This window comes from Kitasatospora sp. NPDC002551, assembly GCF_040296005.1.
Lineage (GTDB): Bacteria > Actinomycetota > Actinomycetes > Streptomycetales > Streptomycetaceae > Kitasatospora.
The window spans coordinates 217,765-241,870 of the sequence record NZ_JBEOWI010000004.1; the positions used below are offsets into that span (position 1 = coordinate 217,765).

28 protein-coding genes are annotated in these 24,106 nt (G+C 73.2%); 16 read left to right on the top strand and 12 right to left on the bottom strand.

The annotated features are described in order from the left end of the window. Positions 1 to 45: 45 nt before the first annotated feature. Positions 46 to 1,080: an enoyl-CoA hydratase/isomerase family protein gene (locus tag ABT093_RS06485; protein WP_350561006.1), complete on the top strand. Its 1,035-nt coding sequence runs from the start codon at positions 46 to 48 to the stop codon at positions 1,078 to 1,080. Between the two features lie 107 nt (positions 1,081 to 1,187). Next, positions 1,188 to 1,967: an enoyl-CoA hydratase gene (locus ABT093_RS06490; protein WP_350561008.1), complete on the top strand. Its 780-nt coding sequence runs from the start codon at positions 1,188 to 1,190 to the stop codon at positions 1,965 to 1,967. A 42-nt stretch (positions 1,968 to 2,009) separates the two neighbouring features. Here the strand turns inward: ABT093_RS06490 and ABT093_RS06495 are convergent, their stop codons facing one another. From ABT093_RS06495 to ABT093_RS06510, 4 genes are all read right to left on the bottom strand, one after another. After that, positions 2,010 to 3,137, bottom strand: coding sequence for a methyltransferase domain-containing protein (locus ABT093_RS06495; protein ID WP_350561010.1), 1,128 nt, complete (start codon positions 3,135 to 3,137; stop codon positions 2,010 to 2,012). Continuing rightward, positions 3,134 to 3,268 carry a hypothetical protein gene (locus tag ABT093_RS06500; RefSeq protein WP_350561012.1) on the bottom strand — a complete coding sequence of 45 codons (135 nt, stop codon included), beginning with the start codon at positions 3,266 to 3,268 and terminating at the stop codon, positions 3,134 to 3,136. Before ABT093_RS06500 ends, ABT093_RS06495 begins: the two co-directional genes overlap by 4 nt. A 236-nt stretch (positions 3,269 to 3,504) precedes the next feature. Then, entirely contained in the window at positions 3,505 to 5,508 is a 2,004-nt protein-coding gene (locus ABT093_RS06505) for a tetratricopeptide repeat protein (protein WP_350561014.1), read from the bottom strand. 65 nt (positions 5,509 to 5,573) lie between these two features. Continuing rightward, positions 5,574 to 6,062: an ATP-binding protein gene (locus tag ABT093_RS06510; RefSeq protein WP_350561016.1), complete on the bottom strand. Its 489-nt coding sequence runs from the start codon at positions 6,060 to 6,062 to the stop codon at positions 5,574 to 5,576. 333 nt (positions 6,063 to 6,395) lie between these two features. Here ABT093_RS06510 and ABT093_RS06515 point away from each other — a divergent pair, with 333 nt between their 5' ends. The 3 genes from ABT093_RS06515 to ABT093_RS06525 all read left to right on the top strand — a co-directional run bounded on the left by ABT093_RS06515 (position 6,396) and on the right by ABT093_RS06525 (position 8,754). Next, the gene (locus ABT093_RS06515; protein WP_502884146.1) at positions 6,396 to 7,481 is read left to right on the top strand and encodes a helix-turn-helix domain-containing protein; all 1,086 of its coding nucleotides are present in this window, start codon (positions 6,396 to 6,398) and stop codon (positions 7,479 to 7,481) included. A gap of 13 nt (positions 7,482 to 7,494) precedes the next feature. Further along, positions 7,495 to 8,076 (top strand): HD domain-containing protein, encoded by a 582-nt coding sequence (locus ABT093_RS06520; protein WP_350561020.1) that lies wholly within the window; start codon positions 7,495 to 7,497, stop codon positions 8,074 to 8,076. A gap of 108 nt (positions 8,077 to 8,184) precedes the next feature. Then, entirely contained in the window at positions 8,185 to 8,754 is a 570-nt protein-coding gene (locus tag ABT093_RS06525; RefSeq protein ID WP_350561022.1) for an AAA family ATPase, read from the top strand. Here the strand turns inward: ABT093_RS06525 and ABT093_RS06530 are convergent. Further along, complete coding sequence (locus ABT093_RS06530; RefSeq protein WP_350561024.1) at positions 8,737 to 8,943, bottom strand: hypothetical protein; 207 nt, start codon at positions 8,941 to 8,943, stop codon at positions 8,737 to 8,739. The two genes, ABT093_RS06525 and ABT093_RS06530, sit on opposite strands and share 18 nt — an antisense overlap. A gap of 92 nt (positions 8,944 to 9,035) precedes the next feature. Between ABT093_RS06530 and ABT093_RS06535 the strand changes: the two genes are divergently transcribed. The 6 genes from ABT093_RS06535 (at position 9,036) to ABT093_RS06560 (ending at position 12,327) form a co-directional block, all read left to right on the top strand. Next, complete coding sequence (locus tag ABT093_RS06535) at positions 9,036 to 9,224, top strand: hypothetical protein (RefSeq protein WP_350561026.1); 189 nt, start codon at positions 9,036 to 9,038, stop codon at positions 9,222 to 9,224. Continuing rightward, a complete protein-coding gene (locus ABT093_RS06540) occupies positions 9,221 to 9,673 on the top strand; it encodes an NUDIX domain-containing protein (protein WP_350561028.1) in 453 nt (150 codons plus the stop codon). The genes ABT093_RS06535 and ABT093_RS06540 overlap by 4 nt, the downstream gene beginning before the upstream one ends. 100 nt (positions 9,674 to 9,773) lie before the next feature. Continuing rightward, complete coding sequence (locus ABT093_RS06545; protein ID WP_350561030.1) at positions 9,774 to 10,325, top strand: flavoprotein; 552 nt, start codon at positions 9,774 to 9,776, stop codon at positions 10,323 to 10,325. Between the two features lie 137 nt (positions 10,326 to 10,462). Further along, positions 10,463 to 11,131: a class I SAM-dependent DNA methyltransferase gene (locus ABT093_RS06550; protein WP_350561032.1), complete on the top strand. Its 669-nt coding sequence runs from the start codon at positions 10,463 to 10,465 to the stop codon at positions 11,129 to 11,131. Between the two features lie 162 nt (positions 11,132 to 11,293). Continuing rightward, on the top strand, positions 11,294 to 11,482 hold the full coding sequence (locus ABT093_RS06555) for a hypothetical protein (RefSeq protein ID WP_350561034.1): 189 nt from the start codon (positions 11,294 to 11,296) through the stop codon (positions 11,480 to 11,482). A gap of 230 nt (positions 11,483 to 11,712) precedes the next feature. Next, positions 11,713 to 12,327 (top strand): hypothetical protein, encoded by a 615-nt coding sequence (locus ABT093_RS06560; protein WP_350561036.1) that lies wholly within the window; start codon positions 11,713 to 11,715, stop codon positions 12,325 to 12,327. A 205-nt stretch (positions 12,328 to 12,532) separates the two neighbouring features. Here the strand turns inward: ABT093_RS06560 and ABT093_RS06565 are convergent, their stop codons facing one another. After that, on the bottom strand, positions 12,533 to 13,012 hold the full coding sequence (locus ABT093_RS06565; RefSeq protein WP_350561038.1) for a hypothetical protein: 480 nt from the start codon (positions 13,010 to 13,012) through the stop codon (positions 12,533 to 12,535). An 18-nt stretch (positions 13,013 to 13,030) separates the two neighbouring features. Continuing rightward, positions 13,031 to 13,678: a CGNR zinc finger domain-containing protein gene (locus ABT093_RS06570; protein ID WP_350561040.1), complete on the bottom strand. Its 648-nt coding sequence runs from the start codon at positions 13,676 to 13,678 to the stop codon at positions 13,031 to 13,033. A gap of 104 nt (positions 13,679 to 13,782) precedes the next feature. Here ABT093_RS06570 and ABT093_RS06575 point away from each other — a divergent pair, with 104 nt between their 5' ends. Beyond that, complete coding sequence (locus tag ABT093_RS06575; RefSeq protein ID WP_350561042.1) at positions 13,783 to 14,631, top strand: SDR family NAD(P)-dependent oxidoreductase; 849 nt, start codon at positions 13,783 to 13,785, stop codon at positions 14,629 to 14,631. 45 nt (positions 14,632 to 14,676) lie between these two features. Here the strand turns inward: ABT093_RS06575 and ABT093_RS06580 are convergent, their stop codons facing one another. Together ABT093_RS06580 and ABT093_RS06585 are read right to left on the bottom strand one after the other, a co-directional pair. Then, complete coding sequence (locus ABT093_RS06580; protein ID WP_350561044.1) at positions 14,677 to 15,501, bottom strand: APH(3'') family aminoglycoside O-phosphotransferase; 825 nt, start codon at positions 15,499 to 15,501, stop codon at positions 14,677 to 14,679. Positions 15,502 to 15,601: 100 nt separating this feature from the next. Then, complete coding sequence (locus tag ABT093_RS06585) at positions 15,602 to 16,519, bottom strand: NAD-binding protein (protein WP_350561046.1); 918 nt, start codon at positions 16,517 to 16,519, stop codon at positions 15,602 to 15,604. A gap of 169 nt (positions 16,520 to 16,688) precedes the next feature. Here ABT093_RS06585 and ABT093_RS06590 point away from each other — a divergent pair, with 169 nt between their 5' ends. Then, positions 16,689 to 17,330, top strand: a complete 642-nt coding sequence (locus ABT093_RS06590) for an HdeD family acid-resistance protein (protein ID WP_350561048.1) — start codon at positions 16,689 to 16,691, stop codon at positions 17,328 to 17,330. Positions 17,331 to 17,353: 23 nt separating this feature from the next. Here the strand turns inward: ABT093_RS06590 and ABT093_RS06595 are convergent, their stop codons facing one another. Then, positions 17,354 to 18,760 carry a CoA transferase gene (locus ABT093_RS06595; RefSeq protein ID WP_350561050.1) on the bottom strand — a complete coding sequence of 469 codons (1,407 nt, stop codon included), beginning with the start codon at positions 18,758 to 18,760 and terminating at the stop codon, positions 17,354 to 17,356. A gap of 70 nt (positions 18,761 to 18,830) precedes the next feature. On the opposite strand from ABT093_RS06595, the gene ABT093_RS06600 reads away from it, so the two are divergent. Then, entirely contained in the window at positions 18,831 to 19,556 is a 726-nt protein-coding gene (locus tag ABT093_RS06600; RefSeq protein WP_350561052.1) for an MBL fold metallo-hydrolase, read from the top strand. Positions 19,557 to 19,648: 92 nt separating this feature from the next. Here ABT093_RS06600 and ABT093_RS06605 read toward each other — a convergent pair whose 3' ends face one another. Continuing rightward, the gene (locus tag ABT093_RS06605) at positions 19,649 to 20,932 is read right to left on the bottom strand and encodes a cytochrome P450 (protein ID WP_350561054.1); all 1,284 of its coding nucleotides are present in this window, start codon (positions 20,930 to 20,932) and stop codon (positions 19,649 to 19,651) included. Positions 20,933 to 21,284: 352 nt separating this feature from the next. Here ABT093_RS06605 and ABT093_RS06610 point away from each other — a divergent pair, with 352 nt between their 5' ends. Further along, positions 21,285 to 22,175 (top strand): hypothetical protein, encoded by an 891-nt coding sequence (locus ABT093_RS06610; protein ID WP_350561056.1) that lies wholly within the window; start codon positions 21,285 to 21,287, stop codon positions 22,173 to 22,175. Positions 22,176 to 22,588: 413 nt separating this feature from the next. Here the strand turns inward: ABT093_RS06610 and ABT093_RS06615 are convergent, their stop codons facing one another. Beyond that, a complete protein-coding gene (locus ABT093_RS06615; RefSeq protein ID WP_350561058.1) occupies positions 22,589 to 22,927 on the bottom strand; it encodes a zf-HC2 domain-containing protein in 339 nt (112 codons plus the stop codon). 55 nt (positions 22,928 to 22,982) lie between these two features. Here ABT093_RS06615 and ABT093_RS06620 point away from each other — a divergent pair, with 55 nt between their 5' ends. Continuing rightward, the gene (locus ABT093_RS06620) at positions 22,983 to 23,570 is read left to right on the top strand and encodes a sigma-70 family RNA polymerase sigma factor (protein WP_350561060.1); all 588 of its coding nucleotides are present in this window, start codon (positions 22,983 to 22,985) and stop codon (positions 23,568 to 23,570) included. The last annotated feature ends 536 nt before the right edge of the window (positions 23,571 to 24,106 follow it).

The window sequence follows — 24,106 nt, forward strand, 5'->3', positions numbered from 1 at the left end:
ATCTTGGCGAGACGGACCGGTCGACGACGGACGGGAGTGGGGACGATGGGTGACGAGGTGCGGGTGTGGCGGGACGGCGCGGCGGGGCGGATCGTGCTCGACCGGCCGCGGGCGCTCAACTCGCTGACGCACGGCATGATCCTGGACGTCCGGGCGGCGCTGGACGCGTGGGCCGGGGACGACGCGGTGCGGGTGGTGGTGCTGACCGGCGCCGGCGAGCGCGGGCTGTGCGCGGGCGGCGACATCCGGGCGTTCCACGACGACGCCAAGGCGGGCGGGGCCGCGACCCGCGCGTTCTTCCGGGACGAGTACCGGCTGAACGCGCTGATCTCGCGGTACCCGAAGCCGTACGTGGCGGTGATGGACGGCATCACCATGGGCGGCGGCGTCGGCGTCTCCGCCCACGGGTCGGTGCGGATCGTCACCGAGCGTTCGGTGGTGGCCCTGCCGGAGACCCGGATCGGTCTGGTGCCGGACGTCGGCGGGACATGGCTGCTGTCCCGCGCGCCGGGCGAGCTGGGCACCCACCTGGGGCTGACCGCCGCCTCGATGACCGCCGGGGACGCGCTGCTGTGCGGGTTCGCCGACCACTTCGTGCCGTCGGCGAAGCTGCCGGAGCTGCTGGCCGGCCTCGCCGGCTCGCCCGTCGAGGAGGTGCTCGCCCGGTTCGTCGAGGAGGCCCCGGCCGCGCCGCTCGCCGAGCAGCGCGGGTGGATCGACGCCTGCTACGCGGCCGACGGCGTGGAGGAGATCACGGCGCGGCTGGTGGCGAGCGGTGTCCCGGCGGCCAAGCAGGCCGCCGAGGAGCTCGCCGAGCGCTCGCCGACGATGCTCAAGGTGACGCTGGCCGCCCTGCGCGGCGCACGGGCGCACGGCTCGCTGGAGGAGACCCTGACGCAGGAGTACCGGGTGTCCTGCGCGGCGCTGACCCACCACGACCTCGTCGAGGGCATCCGCGCGCAGGTGGTCGACAAGGACCGCGACCCGCACTGGTCCCCGGCCACCCTCGCCGGGGTCGACGAGGCGACGGTCGCCGCGTTCTTCGAACCACCGGCCGACGGGGACTGGTCCGTCGCCTGACCTGCGAACGGGTGACCACCGTCTCGCGGACCGAGACTGGCGCGAGGCGGGCCGGTTCGTAGATCGTGGGTCCGTCAGAGCGCGCAACGGAATGGGAGTCAACGGCGATGACCGAGACCTACGAGACGATCCTGGTGGACCGCAAGGGCCGGGTCGGCCTGATCACGCTCAACCGGCCGGAGGCGCTCAACGCGCTCAACACCCGGCTGATGAACGAGGTCGTGGCCGCGGCCACCACGTTCGACCGGGACCCGGAGATCGGCTGTCTGGTGATCACCGGGTCGGCGAAGGCGTTCGCGGCCGGTGCCGACATCAAGGAGATGCAGGGCAACCGGTTCCCCGACGTCTACCTGGACGACTGGCTGGGCCCGTGGGACCGCCTGGGCCAGCTGCGCAAGCCGGTCGTCGCGGCGGTGGCCGGCTTCGCGCTGGGCGGCGGCTGCGAGCTGGCGATGCTCTGCGACATCCTGATCGCGGCCGACACCGCCAAGTTCGGCCAGCCCGAGATCAAGCTCGGCGTGATCCCGGGCATCGGCGGCTCGCAGCGCCTCACCCGGGCCGTCGGCAAGGCGAAGGCGATGGAGCTGTGCCTGACCGGCCGGATGATGGGCGCCGAGGAGGCCGAGCGGGCCGGCCTGGTCTCCCGCATCGTCCCCGCCGACGACCTGCTCGCCGAGGCGCTCGCCACCGCCGAGAAGGTCGCGGAGATGTCCACCCCGGCGGCGATCATGATGAAGGAGAGCGTCAACCGCGCCTTCGAGACCACCCTCGCCGAGGGCGTCCGCTTCGAGCGCCGCCTCTTCCACGCCGCCTTCGCCACCGCCGACCAGAAGGAAGGCATGGCCGCCTTCGCCGAGAAGCGCCCGGCCCAGTTCAAGCACCGCTGACGCGCCGGCGGGAGGCCCCCGGGCCACCGGGGGCCTCCCGGCTCACCTCGACACCCTCCGGCCGGGCCGGTCCAGCCAGGCCCACTGCTCTCCCTCGACCACGGTCCACCCGAACCGCTCCGGGCCGGGCCTCCCCTGCCGCTCCCACCAGCGGTGGGCCTCCTCCACCTCGTCCCAGAGCCGGCGCGGCCCGTACTGCCCCACCGTGCCGTCGTCGTCGACGGCGGCCCAGGACCGGGCGTCGGTGGTCGCCACCCAGAGCCGGGCGGCGTCCTCCTCCCAGGCGGTCCACACGTCGCCGAGCCGCAGGCCGAGCGCGAACCGGGCCTCCCACGCGTCTCCGGTGACCTGCCGCGGGTCCAGCGAGGTGCGGCTCTCCGCCGGCACGTGCTCATCGCGGACGACGTCGCGGAAGATCCGCAGGTCCTGCCGCTGGGTGCGCATCAGCATGAACGCCGAGTGCGGAGCGAACCTCCCCTGCGCGCGGTCGCGTTCGACGGTGAGGTTGAGCAGCCCCCAGCAGATCATCGGGTTGTCCCACGGCGTGAGGACGATGCCGCCCGGCCTGGTCTGCTCGATCCACGCCCACGGCACGCGGCGCACGGAGCAGGTGGAAACGAGCCGGTCGTAGGGCGCGCGTCCGCTCCAGCCTGCCGCACCGTCCGCGCGGACGACCTCCACACCGCTGCCGTTCAAGGCGGCTCGCGCCTGCCGCGCGACGTCGGGATCGATCTCGACCGACACGACGTTCCCCGCCCCGACCCGGTGGGCCAGCAACGCCGCGTTCCACCCGGTCCCGGTGCCGACCTCCAACACCCGCGTGCCCGGGCGGACATCGAGGTCGCGCAGCATCCGCACGACGATCGAGGGCGCCGAGGCGGAGGAGGACGGCCACGCGTCGGCCGGGTCGGCCGGCACCTGACCGTCGTTCACCTGGGTGACGATCGGCACGTCCGTGTAGGCGGCCTCCGACCGGCGCTGGTCGTCACACGGCTCGTAGCCCCCGCCGCCATCGTCCAGCCAGATCCGAGCGGGGAGGAAGCGGTGGCGCGGAACCGCCTCGATCGCTTCCCGCCACTCGCGGGGAACGGGGCCGCCGAGCGCTTCGCCGACGGCCCGGAGCAGGCCGCGCACGGCGGCCTGCCCCGGTTGATGCACGGAGTCCGTCACTTCTTGTCGTCGTCCTTCCGGTGCTTGGGCTCGGGCAGCGGCCGCGACCCGTCGGGCGACGGCTTGGCGGTGCCGGGGTCCTTCTTGCCCCCGTGCTTGCCGTTGCTGTTCTTGTCGGTTCCCCAGGCCATGGGGGCCTCCTCGGTCTTGTGCTGCGCGCCTACCGGTCGGGCGGGCGGGGTGTGGGCGGGTTCGCGGGCTTGGGCTTGGGCGGCTTCTGGGCGGGCTGGGACACGGCCGTGCTCCTCCTCTCAGTGCGAGCGGTTGATGAGCACCAGGGCGGTGGCGACGAGGTGCAGGAGCGCCGCCACCGACACTCCGTAGGCGGCCCAGACCCGCTCGGAACCGTCGTCCCCGGAGCCGTCGTTCACGTCCGGCTCCGGAGGTCTCGCAGGGCGCCGGTGACGTGGGCGTGGTCGGCGGGGCTGTGGTGCTCGTAGAGGGTTGCGGCGTGGCGGAGCAGCGTGATCGCGTCGCCGGTGCGCCCGCACTGCCTGTCGACGTCGGCGATCCAGCTCAGGGGGCGGGCCTCCCACAGCCGGGCGTTCTGCTCGCGGAAGCCTTCCAGGGCGGAGGTGAGGACCGGTCGGGCGTCGGTGACCCGGCCGTCGGTGGCGAGGATCCGGCCGCGCCAGGCGCGGGCCTTGTGGGAGTTGAGGGGGTCGCCGGTCGCCAGGAGGCCGCGTTCGGCGACGGAGAGCCGGTCGGTGACGGTGGTGGCGTCCTCGCCGAGGTCGGCGTCCGTGAGAGCCAGTTCGAGGTGGGCGAGGGCGGCGCCGCGGTGGCGGCCGAGGTCGATGGAGAGTCTCCGGGCGCGGTCGAAGTGCTGGCGGGCGAGGGTGTGGGCGCCGGCCCGGCGGTAGGCCGCGCCGAGGTCGTGGTCGTGCTGGGCGATCCCGGGGCGATCGTCGGTTTCCCTGGCGGTGGCGAGGGCCCGGTGGCAGTCGGTCAGTGCCTCGGGGACGCGGTTCAGCGCGCGGAGGACGGTGGCGCGGGCGCCGAGCAGTTCGCGGTAGAGGCGACGTTCGACGTCACTGGCCGGGGTGCCGAGGGCGGTGAGGGCGCGGTCGTGGTGGTCGAGCCATTCCCGGTAGTGGCGGGTACGGAGGTAGTGGGGCCAGGCGGCAAAGACGAGGTGGGGGACGATCGCCGGGTGGTGGGCTTCGGCGGTGGTCAGTGCGGCGTCGAGGTGAGGGCCGCGGGTTCGGAGGAAGTCGAGTGCCTGGTCGGGATGGTGATCCGCACGGTGTGGTGGGGGGAAGACGAGGGGCGCGTCGAGCGGGTCGCGGTAGGGGGCGGCCAGGCGGGAGGCGGCCGTGGTCTCGGCGGTCAGCCAGTCGAGGGCCCTTCGGATCACGTTGGTGCGATCCTCGGTGTCGAGGGACGCTGCGTGGGCGCGGGCGCCGGATGAGACGAACTCCCATCGCCCGCTGTCCGTGACCGGCGCGAAGAGTAACTGTGCCTCGGCGAGGTCACTGAACGCGTCCGCGGTGGCCGCCGGGTCGAGCCCGGCGGCGGCACCGGCCATCGCGAGGTCGATGGTGAGGTCGGCGCTGGGCAGCAGGCCGACGATCCGGTAGAGGCGGGCCGCTTGGGGGGCGAGGGCGTTGTAGGTGGCGGTGAAGGCGGTGGACACGACGGTCTCCGTGTTGGTGCGGGGTGTGGGGAGGAGGGTGGCGCCGGCCAGGAGGAGGGCCTGCGGTATGCCCTGACAGGCTGCGGCGAGTTCGGCGATGCGAGGGCGCGGTAGGGAGCCGATGCTGAGGAGAAGCTCCCGGGAGGCGTCGGCGGGCAATGGGCCGAGCCGGTGGTGATGGACGCCGGTGGCGAGCAGTTCCGGCGGCGGCCACCGCGCGGTGACGAGTACAGGACCGGAGCCGGCCGGGATCAGCCGCTCGACCTGAGCAGCGGTAGCCGCGTCGTCCAGGAGGACGGAGGTGTGCTGCCCCGCGGTCAGCGTGCGGTACAGGTCGTGGGCCTCGTCCAGGTCAGCGGGCACGGTGGCCCCGAGGGCTCGGAGCCACCGGGCGATGACCGCGTCCGGCCGTGTCGGGCCGGACGCGCTCCTGCTGCCACCGAGGTCCGCGTACAGGTGCGGTCCGGGGGCATTGCGGCGGTGGAGAAGGTCAACGGCCAGGGCGGTCTTGCCCATGCCTTCAGCCCCGGTGATGAGTACCGGCAGGGAGTCGTCGGCGGCGAGGAGCGCGCCAAGACGTGCACGCTCCTCGCCCCGCCCCACGAGCGGCCGTCGGCGAGGCAGCAGACGCGGCACCGGCCGGGGTGGCGGTGCGGACAGGGTGATTCCCCCGACGACCGTGCCCGCCTGCACGATGATCTGGGCGTGCGAATCGATGACCGCGTTGCTGATCAAGGGGGTGCATCCTCGGTGGGGTGACGGCAGGAGGAGCCGAACGGAGCAGGAACGGGAGCGCAGGGTCAGACCACAATCTGTGCGGCGTCCAGCAGAAAGGCCTCGCCCTCGGGAGCAACGTGTGGGCCGATCACGGCCCACACTCGCTTGCCAGTGCGGTGGATCTCGTAGCCGCTCGCCTCGGCGTACGCACCGATCAGCCGAAGGCCCCGCCCGGACTCGCCGTCGGAGCCGACCTCGCGCATCACCGGGGCGTCGGTGCTGCTGTCCATGACCGCAATGACAACGCGGCGGCCTTCCAGCCACAGGTCCACGTCGATCAGCCCCAGGCAAGGCCGGCCGTACCGGCCAGCATTGGTCACCAGTTCCGTGAGGACGAGGACCACGGCGAACAGCTGATCGTCGTCTGCGTCGACCCCCCACTCCTGGAGAACGTCAGCGACATCGGCACGGAGACGAGCGACGGCTGCGGGCGCCTGGTCGACCGCCCACGTGGCCTTCTGAACGCCGTACGGAGCTCGCGGGCAGGGCTGTGGCCCGAGGCCGCTGGTCACGGCAACCACCCCTTCTCGACGTGCGCGAGCTGGCCCGACGACATACGCGGAGCAGAGTGCGTCGGCACCGACCCGAACCTCGTACTCCTGCGCGCTTGCCCCGGGAACGGGAACTGGAGCCATCACGGCACCTCCGGGTGAAACGAACTAGGGCTATTCCGTCACCCGTTCGGGGAAGAGTGAGGCACGTCAGAGAGCCTCCGGATAGCCTCGACCGGGACGACTACGACGGTAGAAGCCCGAGACCAGAACCTGCAGTGACTGTCAGTACGAGTACGCCGGTGCGCACTCCCGAAGGTGGGGACTCCTGTGCGATCCAGACCACACCGAACCCTGACCAGCAGTCAGGGAGTGTCAATTCGTCCGCGCTCGGGCGTGGTCTCTGGGTATGTCCTCCGAGTAATACGAGAGCAGCATGGCCTCACCCAGGAGGGATTCGCGGAAAAGATCGGAGTCTCGGCCGACACGATCGCCGGCTGGGAGAGCGGTCGACGGCCGCTCACCGCCGTCCCATTCGGGCAGATGCTCGCGACCCGCCATCGGCTCATGCAATTAGGCACCACACCCGCGCTTCTGCATGCCTTTGAACACGCCCTCGAGGCTGACGTACTTCTCGCTAGTGTGCTTGAAGACGCCGTGTCGGAAACAGCAAGCCCGCTGGGGTCGATGGTGATGCAGCGTGACCTCATCGAGCTCTTGGCTTGGCCGCTCAGTGGCCTCGCCCCACGAGGTATTCGGAAGCTTCCGGCGCCTGCCCGAGCGCGGCGAGGTCCCGCACCGGCCGGACCCGATCTCTCCGCTTCTGAACGCGCCCGGTTCTTCGCTAACATGCGGCGCACCGCAGAGGAAGCTCGTGGGAGTGATCAGTTTCTGCTCCGCCGCCAGGCGCTCTACCTCGCAGGTCTCGACGACCAGGATGACACCAGTTCGTGGCTCGCCCATCAGCAGCGAACCCAAAGACCGACTGACTGGCTGAGCAACTGGCTCAACCTCCGCTCCGCTGCGATGGTCTCTGCCCGGCACGGCGATCAGGACCGTCTCACGTATTTCATTGACACTGCCCTGGCCGATGATGCTGGCGCAACCGCGAACCTCAACTACTGGGCATACTGGATCGGCGAGCTTCCGCTTGAGCTCTCCGACGATTTCATCCCGGACTCGACACCAGCACACTGGTCCGGACACAAGCTGCTCACACACTTGACCGAAGGTCTGAACACCGATCATGGGTACCTTGATCTGAACATCCACACGGTGTGGTCCCTGCTCAAGGTGCGACCGAACCTACTGCGCTTGGGAGTAGCGACAACTGCCCTACGCGAAAGGCTCGCCATGATGTTGGATAGCCCTGAGGTCTCGGCGCGCGGGCGGCGTGAGCTCGAGAGCATTCGTTACGCGATTCGCCTCGCTGAGGTGTGAGAGGAGTCCGAGGGTGTCCGATGACCTGTCCTCGGTGGCTCGGTTCCTGTTCGAAGCCGGGACGCTCAAGCACACCAAGCGCACGGGCTGGTGGATGGCCGGAGTCCGCGATCCCGAGTCGGTCGCCGAGCACTCCTGGCGGACCTCGCTCCTCGCCTCGATCATCGCCAGGCTCGAAGGCGCCGACCCCGCGCGGGCGGCGTTCCTCGCCACCTGGCACGACGTCGCGGAGACCCGCACCGGCGACGTCAACTACCTCGGGAAGAAGTACGCGGCCAGCGCCGACCCGCAGACCGTCACCACCGACCAGGTGGCCGGAATGCCGGAGATCCTGGCATCCACCGCTCGGGACCTCATCGCCGAATACGAAGGCCAGGAGTCCCCCGAAGCCATCTGCGCCCGCGACGCCGACAAGTTGGAGTGCCTGCTCCAAGGCGTCGAGTACGTGGCCCAGGGCTACACGAACGCCCAGCGCTGGATCGACAACAGCCGCGGGCGGTTGACCACGAAGACCGCCAACGACCTCGCCGACGCCGTCCTGGCGACCGACTCCCTCGACTGGCTCCGCCACGCCCTCGGGGAGAAGCCCGGCTGAAGCAGCCTGTCCGACGGCGTCGAACGTCGAGCGTGGCACCATGAGTGACCAACACGTCGTGGTTCCGGAGCCATTGATGCCCAGGCGGGCCAGGTCAGGAGGCTGGAAGTGCAGGAGCTCGGTTCCGCGGTGGTCCTCATCACCGGGGTCATGGCCTCCGGGAAGTCCACCGTCGCGCAACTGCTCGCCGAACGGCTCCCGCGCTCCGTGCACCTGCGGGGCGACGGTTTCCGGCGCATGATCGTGTCCGGCCGCGAGGAGTTCACGCCGCAGCCGTCCGCCGAGGCGACGGCACAGTTGCGGCTCCGGTACCAGGCGTCCGCAGCGGTGGCGGATCTCTACGCCGAGGCCGGCTGGACCGTCGTCGTCCAGGACGTCGTGCTGGGCGAGCACCTCGACGCCTACCTCGACGCGGTGACGACCGAGCCGCTCTACCTGGTCGTCCTCGCCCCGACGCCGGACGAGATCGCGAAACGGGAGGCCGGCCGCCGCAAGCACGGCTACGGAGGCCCCTGGACGGTCGAGACCCTCGACGAGGCCCTGCGCCACGACACCCCGCGCCGAGGACTCTGGCTGGACACCTCGCATCAGACGCCCGACCAGACCGTGGACCGGATCCTCGCCGGCCTCACCACAGCCCGCGTCACCGGCCGCGTGCGTTCACGAGCGGATCACTGAGAAGACCTCGCCGAAGACGTTCGACAGACCGGGAGGAGCACCACGATGGCCCCGGCCCTCACCATCAACCACTTCACCGCCGACCACCTGCCCGCCGTCGAGCACCGGCTGATCGACGTCTCCGCGCAGGAGCCCGCCGCTGACCCGTTCTTCTCCGTCGAGCGGTTCACCGAGCGCCTGCGGGCGCACGCCCGCGGCCCGCGCCGGGGCTGCGCGTTCGGAGAAGTCGACGGCCTTGCGGTCGAGTACGCCTACGGCTTCGCCCGCACGGTGGCCTACCGATGGAAGGGGCTGGTCACCCCGGCGCCGGCCGCCTGCCGTTGGAAACCGACACCCGCACCTTCGCCCTGTGCGAGGTTATGGTCCGCGAGCGATGGCGGGGAACCGGCATCGCTCGCACCATCCACGAGGAGCTCCTCCCCCACCGCACCGAGGACCGCTCGCACCTCCTCGTCGAGGAGATCAGGTGACCCCCGATCTGACGAGCGGTGGGCCGGCGCCGCTTCACTCCGTCTCCGTCGCGGGGGTGGTGGTCCGCGAGGACGGCCGGGTGCTGGTGATCCGGCGGACGGACAACGGAGCGTGGGAGCCTCCGGGTGGGGTGCTGGAGCCAGCGGAGGCCATCGAGGACGGGGTGCGGCGGGAGATCTTCGAGGAGACCGGGATCGAGGTCGGCCTGGAGCGGCTGACCGGTGTCTACACGAACACGAGCCGTGGCGTCGTCGCCCTGGTCTTCCGCTGCCGCCCGGAAGGCGGCAGCGTGCGACTCTCGGATGAGTCAACCGCCGTCGACTGGCTCACTCCAGCGGAAGCCGCCGATCGTCTAACCGAGGTGTACGCCGTCCGCGTCCTGGACGCTCTGCGGGGTGGCGCGGCACCAGCCGTGCGGACGACCGACGGCCGCCACCTCAGCGGGTGACGTGTCCGCGGTCATCACCGCACCTTCCGACACACACCCGGGCATACTGGTGGCCCGATCCGCAGGGGCCGACAGTGCTACCACCAAAGGGAGTTCAGGCTTGGCCGAGCACCGCGAGCCGTTCCTCTACGTCGTCGTCTGCGCCTCCGGCGTCGCCGACGGGGTCGGCGAACTGATCACCGCCGCTCACGCCGAAGGCTGGCAGGCCGGGGTGATCGCCACCCCCAACGCGCTCCCATTCCTCGACCAGGAAGCCCTCGAAGCGCAGACCGGCCACCCGATCCGCTCCGCCTGGCGCACACCCGGCAGCCCCCGCCCGCTGCCGCCGGCCGACGCCATCGTCTCCGCCACCTTCAACACGATCAACAAATGGGCCCAGGGCAACGCCGACACCCTCGCCCTCGGCATCCTCTGCGAGGCCTACGGACTCGGAATCCCCATAGCCGCCCAGCCCTACGTCAACTCCGCCCTCGCCGCCCACCCCGCCTACGGCGAAAGCCTGGCCCGCCTCCGCTCCATGAACGTCCTCATCAGCGACCACCCACCCCACCCACCCAAATCCGGCGGCGCACGCGACCAGTACGACTGGACCCACGTCCTCGACCTCCTCCGACCCGTGAAGCTTGCGAGTCAGCACCAGCGTGGTCAGTGATCCACCCGCGTCGACAGCCCGGCTGCATGAGAGCTGGGGACTGCCACTGGAGCGTATGGGGGTCCACGCGGATGCCCACGCCACCGAGCTGACCGAGGACGACGCGGTGGGACGGCTGCTCACCGAAGGGAAGTCCGTTGCCTGCACAGCACGACATCGAATCCGAGCGTGAACTCTGGGACACGTACGCGGCTGGTATCAAGGACGACGTGTTCGATACCGGACCGGTCTTCCGCTGGACCCAGTACGCCGATCACGGGCCCGGTCCGGAGGTGCTCGGGGCGCCGGGCAGTGCTCTGGAGATCGGGTGCGGCACCGGCCGTGCGTTGGCCGCGCTGGCCGGGCAGGGGGTGGAGGTCACCGGGGTGGATCTCTCGCCCGTGATGGCCAAGAGGGTGGCTGAACGCTGGGGGCCGTCCGGCGTCCGGGTCCACTGTGCCGAGGTCCTCGACTACCTGGGCGGCACCGACGAGACGTGGGACGCGGTCTACTCGGTGTTCGGAGCGGTCTGGTTCACGGATCCGTTGAAGCTGCTCCCCCTCATCGCGTCCCGCCTGAACCCCGGCGGTGTCCTGGCCTTCTCGCAGCCTCCTGCCATCCCCGGCGCCTACGGCCCGCAGGGCATGTACAAGGGTGGCTTCGCCGGGAGGGCGCTGTACACGTACCGCTACTCCTACACGCCCCGCAGGTGGGTCGGCCTGCTCCAGCGGAGCGGGTTCGAGTCGGTGCAGGCCGCGGTCCTCGACGCCCCGACCGAAGGGCACATCGGCACCCTGATCGTCACGGGCAGGACAGCGGGGGCCTGACAGGCACCCCCGAGAAGGCCGGTGTGGTGGTCGTGACCGGCCACCACGACCACCACACCGCATCCGCTTCCCGCCGCCCCCTCGGGGCCGGCGGGGAGCCGGCTCGGAGATCAGCGCGGCGGCGATGAGCCGGCCCAGTCGTGCGGCGAGTCCGTCCGGGCTGTGGTGCTGGAGGTAGATCGTGGTGAAGACCGGCTCGCCCTCCAGGGCGTCGCGGTGCCGCGGTCCGTCGGCTGGGGCCTCGCCGTGTGGTGCCTGACGGGGTCGGTGATCCTGCAGCCCACGCCGCTTCTGCTCGGCCCGGTCCCCGCGCTGCTGCTGATCCGCTCGGCCCGGAGCACTGCCGGCTGAGCACCGGGACACCGATCGGACCCGGCTCCGACCCCGTTCCCGCCCCGCCCCGCCGGTCGACGGGCGGGTGTGCGATACGGCACAGCCGTATGCCGAACGGCACATGCGGGCCGGAGAGCGGGCGCATTTCCCTGCCGATCGGCACATGATTCACCGGGCCGCCAGGGACGAGACTCTAGGCATCCGCTCCGCAGCACTGACAAATCATCGACAACACAAGGGAGTTCCCCATGCTCAAGATCGCCACGGGCGCTTCGGTCGTCGTCGCCCTCCTGGCCGCAACGGCCGCCGCCGGGCCCGCCCCCACAACCCCGCCGGCATCCGCGGACAAGCAGCCGGCGAAGACCGCGAGTGTTCACGGATCAGCAGGCATCTTCTACATCGAGTCGCCCGACCACGACATCCGCTTCACCGTCCACGCCGAACAGAAGCCGTTCACCCGGCCGTTGCCCCCCAACGCCCCCCGCGGGCTGTCCACGGACGCCTGGGGCACCCTGGAGTTCTCCCACACTTCTCCCGACGGAACCACGGGATGGGCGCGCGCCGAGGTGGACTGCCTGGTCACCAGTGGCAGGACGGCGACACTGACCGCCGTCGTGACGAAGTCGAACGTGGAGGAGATCGGCACCCGGCTCGGCGTCAGCGTCCAGCAGGGCGAGAAGGGCGAGCCGGACCGCCTGGGCTTCTCCTGGGGCGTGGTGAACGTCGACCCCCAGAACGTCGACCAGAACGGGGAACTCGTGATGCCGCGGACCGGAACCTGCATGGCCCCGGCGCCGTTCACGACCGTGATCAAGGGTGGCTTCAAGGTGGTCCACGCCGACATCAGGAAGACCCCCGCCTAATCCGAAGGAGCGGCCCGCTGTGGGCGATCGACGGGGCGGAGTGCTCCCCGCGTGACTCGAAAGCCCCCGACAGCCACACAACCGGACACCGAAGTGCCCCCGCCCCGCGCCTCGGGGCAGGGGCATCCCGGCCGCCAACTCTCCTTCGAGGGAGGCCTGTTGCCCGCACAGCACGGCGCTGCGGGGTGTCGCTGATCGCCGCAGGTCAAGCCGTGGGCCCGAAGAGTTCGGCGCGGGACGGCCGGGCCGTCCGCGAGGGAAGGGGGTCGCGCAGCCCGGCCACGTAGCGGCGGTACGCCCTGGCCTCGGCCGAGGTGCCGTCGACAGCGGTGAGGCGGTCGGGGAACATCACGGTTCCCGCGTGCAGTTGGGTGTTCCTCCCGAACCGGTTGCCGTGCAGGCGGCCGGTCACCAGTCGGCCGCGGGTCCGGGGAAGCAGCCGGGACCGGCCGGCCACCACGGGGCCGCGGTTGACCTGGAACCAGACCTCGCGCCGGCTGCGGAACAGTACGACGCTCTCGCGGAGGTCACGCGCGTCGGTGTACGCGTCGAAGTCCCAGTCGCCCGGAGCTTCCTTCGAGGCGTGGTGCCCGCGGAGGTGGTGTACGAACCGGGGCAGGCCGATGGGGGCGCCGAAGGGGATCACCGCGTCGGCGCAGGGCTCTCCGGCGATGAAGTCCCGCAACGGTGCCTCCTGCCGTCCTCACACCTGGGGCGGTGTCCGGGCCTCCTGGCGCTGTCGCCGGCGGTAGTTGCGCATGGACACCTGGGAGCCGCAGCCGGGACTGCAGTACAGCCCTCCCCCGTTGCGGGTGCGGTCGAAGAAGCCGAAATGGCACGGGGGGTTCCGGCACGCCTTGATCCGCCCCCAGTCGCCGCTCCGGGCGAAGGTCGTCACCGCGGCCAGCACGGTTCCGAACACCCGCTCCACCCCCGCCTGCGGCGAGGCCAGTTCGACACCACCGGCCGTGACCACCGTCGCCAGCGGGTAGAGCGAACCCGCGCGCCGCAGGTGCCGCTCGGCGCGCTGCAGCGGCTCACCCAGGGCCTCCTCGTCGCCCGCGTGCGCGAGCAGCACGGTCACCAGGGCGTCGCGCAACTCGCGCGCGGCCGCGGCATCGGCGTCGGTCGCCAGGGCCTCGCCGCCGGACTCGCCGGACTCGCCGGATTCACCGGGCCTGCCGAACTCGTCGCGCTCCGCCAGCCAGGCCGCGAACGAGTCGCCGTCCCCGAACAGCTCCCGCCGACCGGCCCCGTCCTCGCGCGTGTTCACGAACGCGAGCACGGTCTCCACCGCCGGCGTCACGGTGCGCGGGCTGAGTCTGGGGGATCCGGCTGCCGCACTGCTCATGCCCTCACCCTACAGCAGTGGGACGAGGCACTAATCCGCCTAACAGGCAACCAGAAGCGCTACCAGCCTTGACCCGTTGCGCTCTAACTCACTACGGTCGCAACATGAACGGAACATCCAACCAGCAGACCCACCCCCGTACCTGGCTGATCACCGGCGCGACGTCCGGCATCGGCCGCGAACTGACGCTCCAGGCGCTCCGGAGCGGCGAGGCCGTCGCGGCGCTCGCCCGCGACACCGCCCCCCTGCACGATCTGGCCGAAGAACACGGCGAGCGCCTGCTGACCGTCCGGGCGGACGTCCGCGACGAGCAGGCCGTCCGGGAGGCGGTCGAGCGCTCGCTCGCACGGTTCGGCCGCATCGACGTGGTGGCCAACATCGCCGGCTACGGACTGTTCGGAGCCGTCGAGGAGGCCTCCGACGCGCAGGTCCGCGCCGTGTTCGACACCAACGTCTTCGGAGTCCTCAACGTGCTCCGCGCGACGTTGCCGGTGCTCCGCGCCCAGCGATCCGGGCACGTCCTCCAGGGCTCGTCCGTCTACGGGCAGTCCGCCCATCCCGGCGTGGGGCTGCTGGCCGCGACCAAGCACGCGGTCGAGGGCCTGTCGGACGCGCTGGTGGCCGAGGTCGCGCCGCTCGGCATCAAGGTCACGATCATCCAGCCCGGGATGACGGCGACCCCCTTCCTGGCCAACCTCGAAGTCGCGGACGGCCTGGCCGACTATGACCGGACCGTCCGCGAGGTCCAGAAGGGCATCGGAGAGCTGCCGGCATCCGCGTTCTCCTCCGCGGCGCGGATCGCCGAAGGCATCCGGACCGCCGTCGACAGCCCGAACCCTCCGCTGCGCCTGGCCCTCGGCACCGCCGGCGCCACGGGCATGCGCACCGCGCTGGAGGCACGCACCGCGGACCTGGACGGCTGGAAGCGGGTGACCGACGCCGTCGACAGGTAGCCGCGACTCCCGCCGGGGGCACGAGCGCTGGCGGGCACGGCCGGGTCAGCCCCAGGTGAGCGGGTCCAGACGGAGGTAGAAGCTCAGGCGGTCGTGGTCCAGGGCGATGCCGTACCTGTCGGCGAACGCCGCGTCCGCCGCCCGTGCTTGAACCTCGTCCGCCCAGGTCTCCCGGGCGTTGGCCAGGAGCAGCGCCAGGTCGGCGTAGCGGTCGGCCTGCCCGAGGCGGCCCAGGTCGACGAAGCCGGACACGTCCAGGGTCCGTGGATCGAGCACGATGTTGGGCAGGCAGAGGTCCCCGTGGCAGACGACCGTGTCGGCGGCCTCCTGGTGCAGCCGTCGGGGGACCTCCCGGGTGACGTCGGCCAGCAGTTGCGTGGGCGGCGTGTGCTGCTGCTCGTCGGGGAGGAACTCCGGGTTCACCGCGTCACGGGCCACCACGTCCCGCGCCCGGGCCACCATGGCGTCCAGGTTCCGGCGGAACGGGCATGTCCGAACGGGGACTTCGTGCAGTCGGAGGACCGCGTCCGCGATGCGGTTCCAGGCGCCGCGCAGGTCCTCGGGCGACACCTGATCGGCGGGTGTGCCACGGACGGCACTGGTGACCAGGCAGGCGCCCGCCTCGCCGTCGGACCAGTCGAGCACGCGCGGACCGGGTACGCCCTGGCCGTCCAGCCAGACGATCCGATCTCGCTCGGCCGTCAGGTCGGCCGCGCCGTCGGCGGGTACGCACTTGGCGAACCTGCCGGCGTCGGCACTGCGGTAGACGAAGGCGCCCGACTCGCCGGTGGTGACAGGCCGCCACGCGCCGCCGATGCCGAACAGCGCCGGCGAAACGGACCCGGATCCGCATTCGGAGCGATCGTCCATGGCGACAACTCTAGCCAGGTCGATGTCCCGGCCCGGCACCGGTCTTCTCGTCGGACGCCGGTGGGGCGGTCGCGGCGGGATGCCGCGACCACCCCACCGGTCACGTTGGTGTCGTCAGCCGTGGTGGCGACGGCGGCGGGTGAGGGCGACGGTGGCGCCGCCGAGGATCAGCAGGGTGCCGCTGATCGCCGCCGTGGTGAGCACGGTGGTACCGGTGTCGGCGAGGATGCCCGAGGGCTGCCGGGGCGTCGAGGCCGCCGCCCCGCGCGCCGGGCTCGCCGTCGCCGTCCGGCCCGGCTGCCCCCGCCGCCCCGCCCGGCCCCGCCGTCCCGGCGGCGCGGCGGGCCTCGGCGCCGGAGCGGATCGGCCCGTCGTCGCCGAACTCGCTGGCCAGCCGGACGAAGGAGGCGGAGTCGCCCTCCTGCTCGGGCAGCAGCCGGATCCGGCCGAGGTCCTGGCGGTCGATCCGGTCGGCGACGACGCACAGCCGGTCGGACTGGATGTCGTCGTCGTAGGCGATGTGCAGGAAGCGGTCGCCGACCTGGACGGAGTTGGGGCGCGACAGCGCGGCGTCCGCGAAGGCGGGCGCGGCGGTGGCGGAGCCGGACAGCGCGGTGCCGTTCCTGAGCAGGCGTTCGATGTTGGCACCGAGCCGCTGGTTGAACATCCGCAGGACGATGCGGATGCCGGGGTTGTGGCCCTGGGCGAAGAGCGCGGCGTGGATGTTCTCCTGGTCGTTGCCGTCGACGAAGGCGATCCCGCGGTCGGTCTCCACCCGGGCGGCGCGCAGGGCCTCCACGGTGACGCTGCCGTACTCGACGACGGCGGCGACGCCCGCCAGTTGTTCGATCCGGGGCGCGTGGTCGCGGAGGCGGTCCGGGACGAGGACGACGACCGGGACGTCGTAGTGCTCGACGAGTTCGTGGGCCAGGCGGTGGGCGAGCGCGTTGCCGCCGCAGACGATGTAGTGCTGGCTGATCGGCTCGACCGGAGGGGTCCCCCACCCTTCAGAAGTCATATCGGTGGATCCTATGGGCGCCGGGTGATCCGTACATGACGTGCAGGCGTCCTGCGGGGAAACCGTCCCGGGGGAAACCCGGGGGCGGGATGCCCGGGAAACCCGGGGAACCCGGGTGGTCGCCCGAACGGGTGTATCCGGCGGGCGGCCCGGGGCGGGCGCGTCCATCGTGAGGAACGCCCGCCGCCCCGACTCCCTGGAGGACGCCACCGTGGTCTCCCCGATCATCACCCCCGACGGCACCCCGGTCCGGGGCCCGCTCGGGCTGCTCGCCAAGGCCGCCTGGCAGGTCCTGCTGGTCGCCGGACTCGTCTCGCTCGGCCTCGGGATCGTCGTGTTCGCCTGGCCGGAGGAGACGCTGCTGGTGGTCGGCGTGCTGTTCGGCGTCTACCTGCTGGTCATCGGCGTCGTGCAGCTGGTCGCCGCGTTCGGCACGCACGCCACCACCGCGATGCGGGTGCTGGCGTTCGTCAGCGGCGCGATCTGCGTGCTGCTCGGCCTGCTGTGCTTCCGCAGCGCGGCGCAGTCGGTGCTCCTGCTGGCGATCTGGATCGGCATCGGCTGGCTGTTCCGGGGCATCACGCAGCTCGCCGCCGCCATCTCCGACGAGACCATGCCGGCCCGCGGCTGGCAGGCGTTCGCCGGTGTGGCGAACACGCTGGCCGGTGTGCTGCTGATGGTCTGGCCGGCCGGTTCGATCACCGCGCTGACCGTGCTGGCCGGCTGCTGGCTGGTGATCCTGGGGCTGATCGAGATCGTCACGGCCTTCCAGGTGCGCAGCACGGCGAAGCGGATCCCCTCGGGAGTCTGAGGCCCCGAGGGGATCGGGGGCGCTCAGCGCCAGAGCGGCTCGTCCGTGCCCCAGCGCCCCGGCGGCCGCGCCCAGTCGGCCGGGGCGCCCGCGTACCCGACGGGCGGCAGCGCGTGCCGCAGCCGCCCGTACGGCGTGTCGGTCTCGGTGAGCCACCGGGCGGGGTCGTAGGGCTCGTCGCTGGGCAGGACGTGCGGGTCGGCGGTGGGGGCGATGCCGTGCAGCAGCCAGGAGGCGGTGCCGGCCAGGGAGTAGCGCAGGTGGCGCCCGCCGGGGCGGCCGGTGCGCTGCTCGGTGAGGGCGCGCAGCACGCCGGCCGCGATCAGGTAGCCGGTGCCGTGGTCGAGGGCCTGGGCGGGCAGGGCGCCGGGGCGGCCGTCGCCGCCGGCCTCGGTCGCGGCGATGCCGACGCCCGCCTGGACCAGGCTGTCGAAGCCGCGCCGGTCGGCCCAGGGGCCGGTCCAGCCCCAGGCGTTCAGCTGGACGGCGATCAGGCCCGGCCGGCGGGCGAGCAGGGCCTCGGGGGCCAGGCCGTACGCGTCCAGCGCGCCGGGGCGGTAGGCGGTGACGACGGCGTCGGCGGTGGCGAGCAGGTCCTCGAAGGCGGCCCGGTCGGTGCTCCGGGCGAGGTCGAGGCGCGCGGAGCGCTTGCCGAAGCCGGTGTCGGCGTGGGCGTCGTCGGCCTCGGGCAGGCGCGGCGAGTCGACGCGCAGCACGTCGGCGCCGAGCAGGGCGAGGGTGCGGGTGGCGACGGGGCCGGCGATCACCCGGGTGAGGTCGAGCACGCGGATCCCGGCGGCGGGCAGGTCGGCGGGGGCGAGCGGCCGGGGCGCGGCCTCGTCGAGGACGCGGGCCTCGACCAGCGGCAGCCGGGTGTCCCGGACGGGCGCGACCGCGACGGCGAGCGCCCCCGCCGCGTACGCGCGCTCCTGGACGGCGGCGGCCGGCCGTTCGCGCAGGACGGCGGCGAGCCGCTCGGGCCCGGAGTCGTCGGGCAGGCCGAGGGCGGTGAGCAGCCGGTCGCGGTGGTGGGGGTAGTTGGCGTGGGTGCGCAGCCAGCCGTCGGCGGTCGGCCAGAAGCCGGAGAGCGGGGCGAAGGAGACCGGGGCGCGGCCGTCGATCCGCAGGTGGCGTTCGCTGACGAAGGCCGTGGCGACGGCGCCCTGGTCGATCCGCACCCGCGGGACGGGGCCGGCGCAGCGCAGCGCGGCGAGTTCGGCGGCGGCCAGGGAGCAGGCGGCGACGGTGGCCCGGGCCAGCCGCCGCACCGGCAGCCGGGAGGGCAGCACCGCGTCGGGGCCGTGGAAGGAGACCCGCTCCAGCAGGGCGGAGGGCCCGCCGAGGGCGTGCCAGGCGTCGGCGGTGGGGCCGTCGGCGGTGGGCGGCGGGATGCCGGGGCCGGGCGGTGCGGGGAGCGAACGGTCGGTCATGTCGGCATTGTGCTCCGCGTGGTGGGTAGGCGCAGTGACGTCCGCCACCGCGACCCTCAGGAGGACCGGCATGGCCCCGCCCCGTCCCGTCCCGGCGCCCGGGATCCGGCGCCTCGACCTCGGCTACTTCGTCCGCCCCGCCGAGGAGGCGGGCACTCCGGAGCCCCGGGTGGAGGCGGTGCTGGCGTACCTGGTGCGCCGGCCGGAGGGGCTGCTGCTGTTCGACACCGGCCTCGGCGAGGGCGATCCGGAGGCGGACGCGCACTACCGCCCGGTGCGGCGTCCGCTGACGGCGGCGCTGGCGGCGGCGGGGGTGGCACCGGGCGACGTCGACGTGGTCGTCAACTGCCATCTGCACTTCGACCACTGCGGCGGCAATCCGCTGCTGGCCGGGGTGCCGGTGTGGACGCAGGCGGCGGAGCGGGCGGCGGCCGCGGCGGGCGGGTACACGATCGACGCGCTGGTGGACTTCGCGGGCGTCCGCTACCGGGAGCTGGACGGGGAGGCGGAGGTGTGGCCGGGTGTGCGGGTGGTGCCGACGCCCGGGCACACCGCCGGGCACCAGTCGCTGGTGGTGGCCGGTCCTGACGGCTGCACGGTGCTGGCGGGGCAGGCGTTCGACACCGCGTCCGGGTACGGCGCGGCGGTGCTGGCGCGGCGGGCGGCCCGGGAGGGCGCGGTCGGCGCGCCGCTGCCCGGGTACCCGGCCTGGCTGGACCGGCTGACGGCGTTCGGCCCGCGCCGGGTGCTGTTCGCACACGACCACGCGGTCTGGGAGCCGGCCGGGCCGGTGTGAGGCCCGCAGGGCGCTCGGGAGAGGCGTTCGGGAGAGGCGTTCGGGAGAGGCGTTCGGAGGGGGCGCTCGGGAGAGGCGTTCAGAACGTGTGTTCAGAAGGTGAAGCGGAGCGAGCGGATCCGGTGGTCGAAGCTGGACGGGACGAACTCCGGCTCGCCGACCGAGCGGGTCTCGGGGAGCCGGGTGAACAGCTCGCGGTAGAGCACCTTCATCTCCTGGCGGGCGAGGTGCGCGCCGAGGCAGTAGTGCGGCCCGCCGCCGCCGAAGCCGAGGTGGGGGTTGGGGCTGCGGGTGATGTCGAAGGCCTCGGGGTCGGGGAAGACCGTCTCGTCGCGGTTGGCGGAGCCGTAGTAGAGCACCGCCTTCTCGCCCGCCCGCAGCAGCGGGCCGTCGGGGCCGCCGAGCCGGTGGTCGACGGCCAGGGTGCGGCGGAACTGGATGATCGGCGTGGAGTGCCGGACGATCTCGTCGACCGCGCCGCCGAGGTTCCCGTCGAGGTCGCCGAGGAGCAGCGCGCGCTGCTCGGGGTGCGCGGTGAGCAGGTGGAGGCCGTGCGCGAGGGCGTTGCGGGTGGTCTCGACGCCGGCGACGAGCAGCAGGGAGAAGAAGGCGCCGAGTTCGCGGCCGGTGAGGCGGCGGCCGTCGACGTCGGCGGTGACCAGCGCGGAGATCAGGTCGTCGGTGGGCCGGCGGCGGCGTTCGCGTCCGAGGTCGGCCACCATGCCCTGCATCCGGGCCAGGGCGCGCAGGCCGCGGCCGGGCATCCGCAGCCGCTGGCGCAGCGGGCGCTGGACGCCGGTGTGCTCGGAGGCGTGGTCGACCTGGTGGAGGATGGCGCGCCGGGGCTCCTCCGGGATGCCCATCATGTTGCAGATCACCCGGAAGGGGAGCTCGGCGGCCACCGCGTTGACGAAGTCGGCGGGTCGCTCGCGTTCCACCCGGTCGACCAGGTCGGCGGCGACCAGGCGGATGTCGTCCTCGACCCGGGAGACGAGGCGCGGGGTGAAGGCGCGGGAGACGATGCGGCGCAGCTGGGCGTGCCGGGGGTCGTCCAGGTTCACCATCGAGTCGCCGAACAGCAGGCGGACCCAACGGGCGGGTTCGGGGGTGGTGACGCCGGGTCCGCTGAGGAAGACGGCGGGGTTGCGGCTGGCCTCGACGACGTCGGCGTGCCGGACGAGGGCGTGGAAGCCCGGGGCCTCACCGAAGCGGGCCGGGGCGGGCAGGCGGCGCAGTTCGGCGAAGGCGGCGGCGCGGGCCCGGTCGGGCAGCCGCCAGAACGCCGGATCGGCGAGGTCGGCGGCGGGCGCCGGGGTGGTGGGCGCCGGGGTGGCGGGGGCCTCGCCGGGGGCGGCCTCGGGTGCGGTGGTGTCCATGCCGGGTCTCCTGTCGTCTGTCGCCGTCGGTGCCCGTGTGCGCGACGTCACATCCAGGGGCGTCACATTCAGTACGCATCAGTACGGAGGTGTCAAACCGATATGACGGTATGAAGAGCGCATCTTCCGGGACCGATCCGGCACGCTCCGCCCAGGCGGCCTCACTCACCGTCGGGATCCGGCCACCCCACCGTCACCTCTCTCATCACCGCCCCCACCCGTCCCGGGCGGCGGGGGCGCCCGAACGGCTTGCCCGGACGGGCCGCCCCGGAGGCGACCGACATGCGCGGACGGGGGCGGAACCGGCCAATACCGGAGGGTGCGGTACAGGTCTTCGGGGGCGGGTGCGACGATGAGTGTCATCGTGATGACCGACCGGATCCGCTCGCTGCGCGCCGTGGTCTTCGCCGCGCTCTGCGTGGCGCTGGCCGCCACGGCGCACGTCGCCATGGCCGGTTCCGGGGTCTCGGCCCCGGTCCTGGCGGGCGCGTTCGGTCTCACCCTCGGCGTCACCTGGCTGCTGGCCGGCCGGCGGCGGGGGCTCACGGTGATCAGCTGCTGGATGGTGGCCGCGCAGACGGCGCTGCACCTGACCTTCGAACAGGCGGGCTCGCTGTTCGGCGGCGGCCTCACCGGCACGCCGCGGACGGACTGGGCCTCGCTGCTGCTGTGCAATCCGGAGGCGACGCCGCCCGGGCTGTCCTCGGACGACCTGGCGCTGATGGCCGGTCTGGACCCGGACGTCCCGCCGTCCGGCATGGCGGCCACCCTCCCCGTGCACGCCCACGCGCACGGCGCGGCGGCGGCCACCCCGGATCTCTCCTCCGCCGCGGGCGCGCCGGTGCCGGGCTCGGGCTCGACGGCCGCTTCCGCGTCCGGGATGGCCGGGCACGGGATGAACGGCATGAGCGGTACGGGCGGCATGGGCGGCCACGACATGGCCGCGCACGGCATGTCGACCGGCATGATCGCCGCCCATGTGCTCGCCGCGCTGGCCTGCGCGCTGCTGCTCTGGCGCGGCGAGACGGCGCTGGTGCGGCTGTTCGAACTGCTCGGCGCGCTGGGCGCGGTGCTGGCGGGCGCGCTGCTGACGCCGCTGCTCGTGCTGTTCGGCCGCCCGGCCGGCTACCGGCCGCCGGACGGCCCCAGACCCGTCGGCCACCGGGCCCGGCTGCCGCGGTCGGTACTGCTCTCGCACGCCCTGGCCCGCCGCGGGCCTCCCCCGGCCGCGTTCGCCCACTGACGCGCCCGCCGCCGTTCCCGGACACCACCGGTGTCCGCCGCGCGGTGGGCAGGTCGCCCCGCGCCGCAGCCGCGCCGCCGGGTACCGCCGCCCGTCCCCCCGGTGTCCGCCGACCGACCGTGCTCCACCGCCGCCTCGCGCCTGCCGCCGGGTCGGCCGTGGGACGCCACGGCCGGCCGGTGCGCCGGGGCCGGGGTGCCGGGTACCGGCGGAGTCCGCTGCCGTCGCCGGGGTCCGGGCCCGCGCGCGCCGACCCGTACCCGCCGCTCCGCCGGCCGGGGCCGAGCCGGGGTCGCGCGACCGCCCACCGACGCCGGCGGTGCCGCCCGCAGCGGCACCGCACCCCGTCTTCCTCTCAGGACCTCTTCATGCCTGACTTCGACGGCGCACCGGCCACGCCCGGCGCCACCGTCCTACCGCGTCCGCCCGTCGTCCCCCTGCCCGGGACGGCCTCCTCCGGCTCCACCCTCACCGACCGCGCCGGGTCCCTCCGCGCCGGCCTGACCCGCGCCACGCTCTTCCGTGCCACGCTCTTCCGCGCCGAGGCGCGCGAGGAGCCTGGCGGTCCAGTCCGCCGACGGCTCCTCGGCTCCCTCCGCGAGCAGCGGGCCGCGCAGCCGCTCCGCCCGCTCCAGCCACTCCCGGCAGGCCGCGCACCGCGCGACATGACCGTCCAGCCGGTGGCCCGGCACACCGGCCGGTTCGCCGTCGAGGCGGGCGGACAGAGCGGTACGGAGTTGCGCGCATCTCATATGACCATCGTCCCGTACCACCTCCGAGGTGGTAGCGAGCGGGTGGGGGGCCGTCGTGGATGACGAGCAGCTGACCGCGCTCGCCCTGGCCGCCCGCGAGGGCCGGCCCGCCGACGTCGAGGCCTTCGTCCGGGCCACCCAGCGGGACGTGTGGCGGTTCGTCGCCCACCTCACCGATGTGCAGTCCGCCGACGACCTCGCCCAGGAGACCTTCCTGCGGGCCCTGCGCAGCCTTCCCGGGTTCGCCGGGCGGTCCTCCGCCCGCACCTGGCTGCTGTCCATCGCCCGGCGGACCGTCATCGACCGCTACCGCACCGCCGCCGCCCGGCCGCGCTGCGCCGCTCTGCCGGACTGGCAGGAGGCCGCCGAGCGGCAGGGCACCGTGCCCACCGCGGGCTTCGAGGACGGCGTGGCGCTCGGCGACCTGCTGGACCGGGTGCCCGCCCAGCGGCGCGAGGCCTTCGTGCTCACCCAGGTCGTCGGACTGAGTTACGCCGAGGCCGCCGAGGTGGCCGGCTGCCCGGTCGGCACCGTCCGCTCCCGGGTGGCCCGGGCGCGCGAGGAACTGATAGCCCGGCTGCGGGCGGCCGAGGCCGGCGACCCGGTCCCGGTCCCGCCCGCCGAACTGGCGGCCGTCGGCTGACCCGGCGGCGGGCCGACGGACCGGCGGCCCGCGACAGCACCCCAGGACACCGGCCGACTGACAGCTGACGGATGACAGATTTCAGAATCTGTCATCTGTCAGCTGTTATCCGTCAGCTGTCAGTCGAGAGGGAGTTCCGTGCGGGTCGCCCACCGCGCGGCAGGTCCGCCGCCGCCGACCGACACAGGGGCGCCGAAAACCGCAGGAAGATCCCCGCGACCGTCGGCTGCCTCAGGAACAAGAACGGCCGCCCGGGCCGCGACACCACCGTGGCCGCAGGACGGCCGATCGCCACGGGCCTCGTGCGCGGGCGCCTGCCGCCACCCGATCGGCGACCCCCTGGACATCACCGGAGCCCGATGGTCACCGGCCGGCGCCGAAGCCGACCCAAGACTCCGCGCCCCGCTCGCCAACGGCGACTTCGACCGCCACCGACTCGCCGCTTGATCCACGAGGCCGCTCCCAGCCATCCGCACCCGCCGCGCGACGTCCGCAACCCCGGCCCCAGTGACGCCCGCGGGAGCGCGCGCACCACC

Coding starts and splice junctions, on each gene's coding strand:
- ABT093_RS06485 (WP_350561006.1), top strand. CDS start 46: ATGGGTGACGAGGTGCGGGTGTGGCGGGACGGCGCGGCGGGGCGGATC.
- ABT093_RS06490 (WP_350561008.1), top strand. CDS start 1,188: ATGACCGAGACCTACGAGACGATCCTGGTGGACCGCAAGGGCCGGGTC.
- ABT093_RS06500 (WP_350561012.1), bottom strand. CDS start 3,268: ATGGCCTGGGGAACCGACAAGAACAGCAACGGCAAGCACGGGGGCAAG.
- ABT093_RS06535 (WP_350561026.1), top strand. CDS start 9,036: ATGGAAGGGGCTGGTCACCCCGGCGCCGGCCGCCTGCCGTTGGAAACC.
- ABT093_RS06560 (WP_350561036.1), top strand. CDS start 11,713: ATGCTCAAGATCGCCACGGGCGCTTCGGTCGTCGTCGCCCTCCTGGCC.
- ABT093_RS06570 (WP_350561040.1), bottom strand. CDS start 13,678: ATGAGCAGTGCGGCAGCCGGATCCCCCAGACTCAGCCCGCGCACCGTG.
- ABT093_RS06575 (WP_350561042.1), top strand. CDS start 13,783: ATGAACGGAACATCCAACCAGCAGACCCACCCCCGTACCTGGCTGATC.
- ABT093_RS06580 (WP_350561044.1), bottom strand. CDS start 15,501: ATGGACGATCGCTCCGAATGCGGATCCGGGTCCGTTTCGCCGGCGCTG.
- ABT093_RS06585 (WP_350561046.1), bottom strand. CDS start 16,519: ATGACTTCTGAAGGGTGGGGGACCCCTCCGGTCGAGCCGATCAGCCAG.
- ABT093_RS06595 (WP_350561050.1), bottom strand. CDS start 18,760: ATGACCGACCGTTCGCTCCCCGCACCGCCCGGCCCCGGCATCCCGCCG.
- ABT093_RS06600 (WP_350561052.1), top strand. CDS start 18,831: ATGGCCCCGCCCCGTCCCGTCCCGGCGCCCGGGATCCGGCGCCTCGAC.
- ABT093_RS06605 (WP_350561054.1), bottom strand. CDS start 20,932: ATGGACACCACCGCACCCGAGGCCGCCCCCGGCGAGGCCCCCGCCACC.
- ABT093_RS06610 (WP_350561056.1), top strand. CDS start 21,285: ATGAGTGTCATCGTGATGACCGACCGGATCCGCTCGCTGCGCGCCGTG.
- ABT093_RS06615 (WP_350561058.1), bottom strand. CDS start 22,927: ATGAGATGCGCGCAACTCCGTACCGCTCTGTCCGCCCGCCTCGACGGC.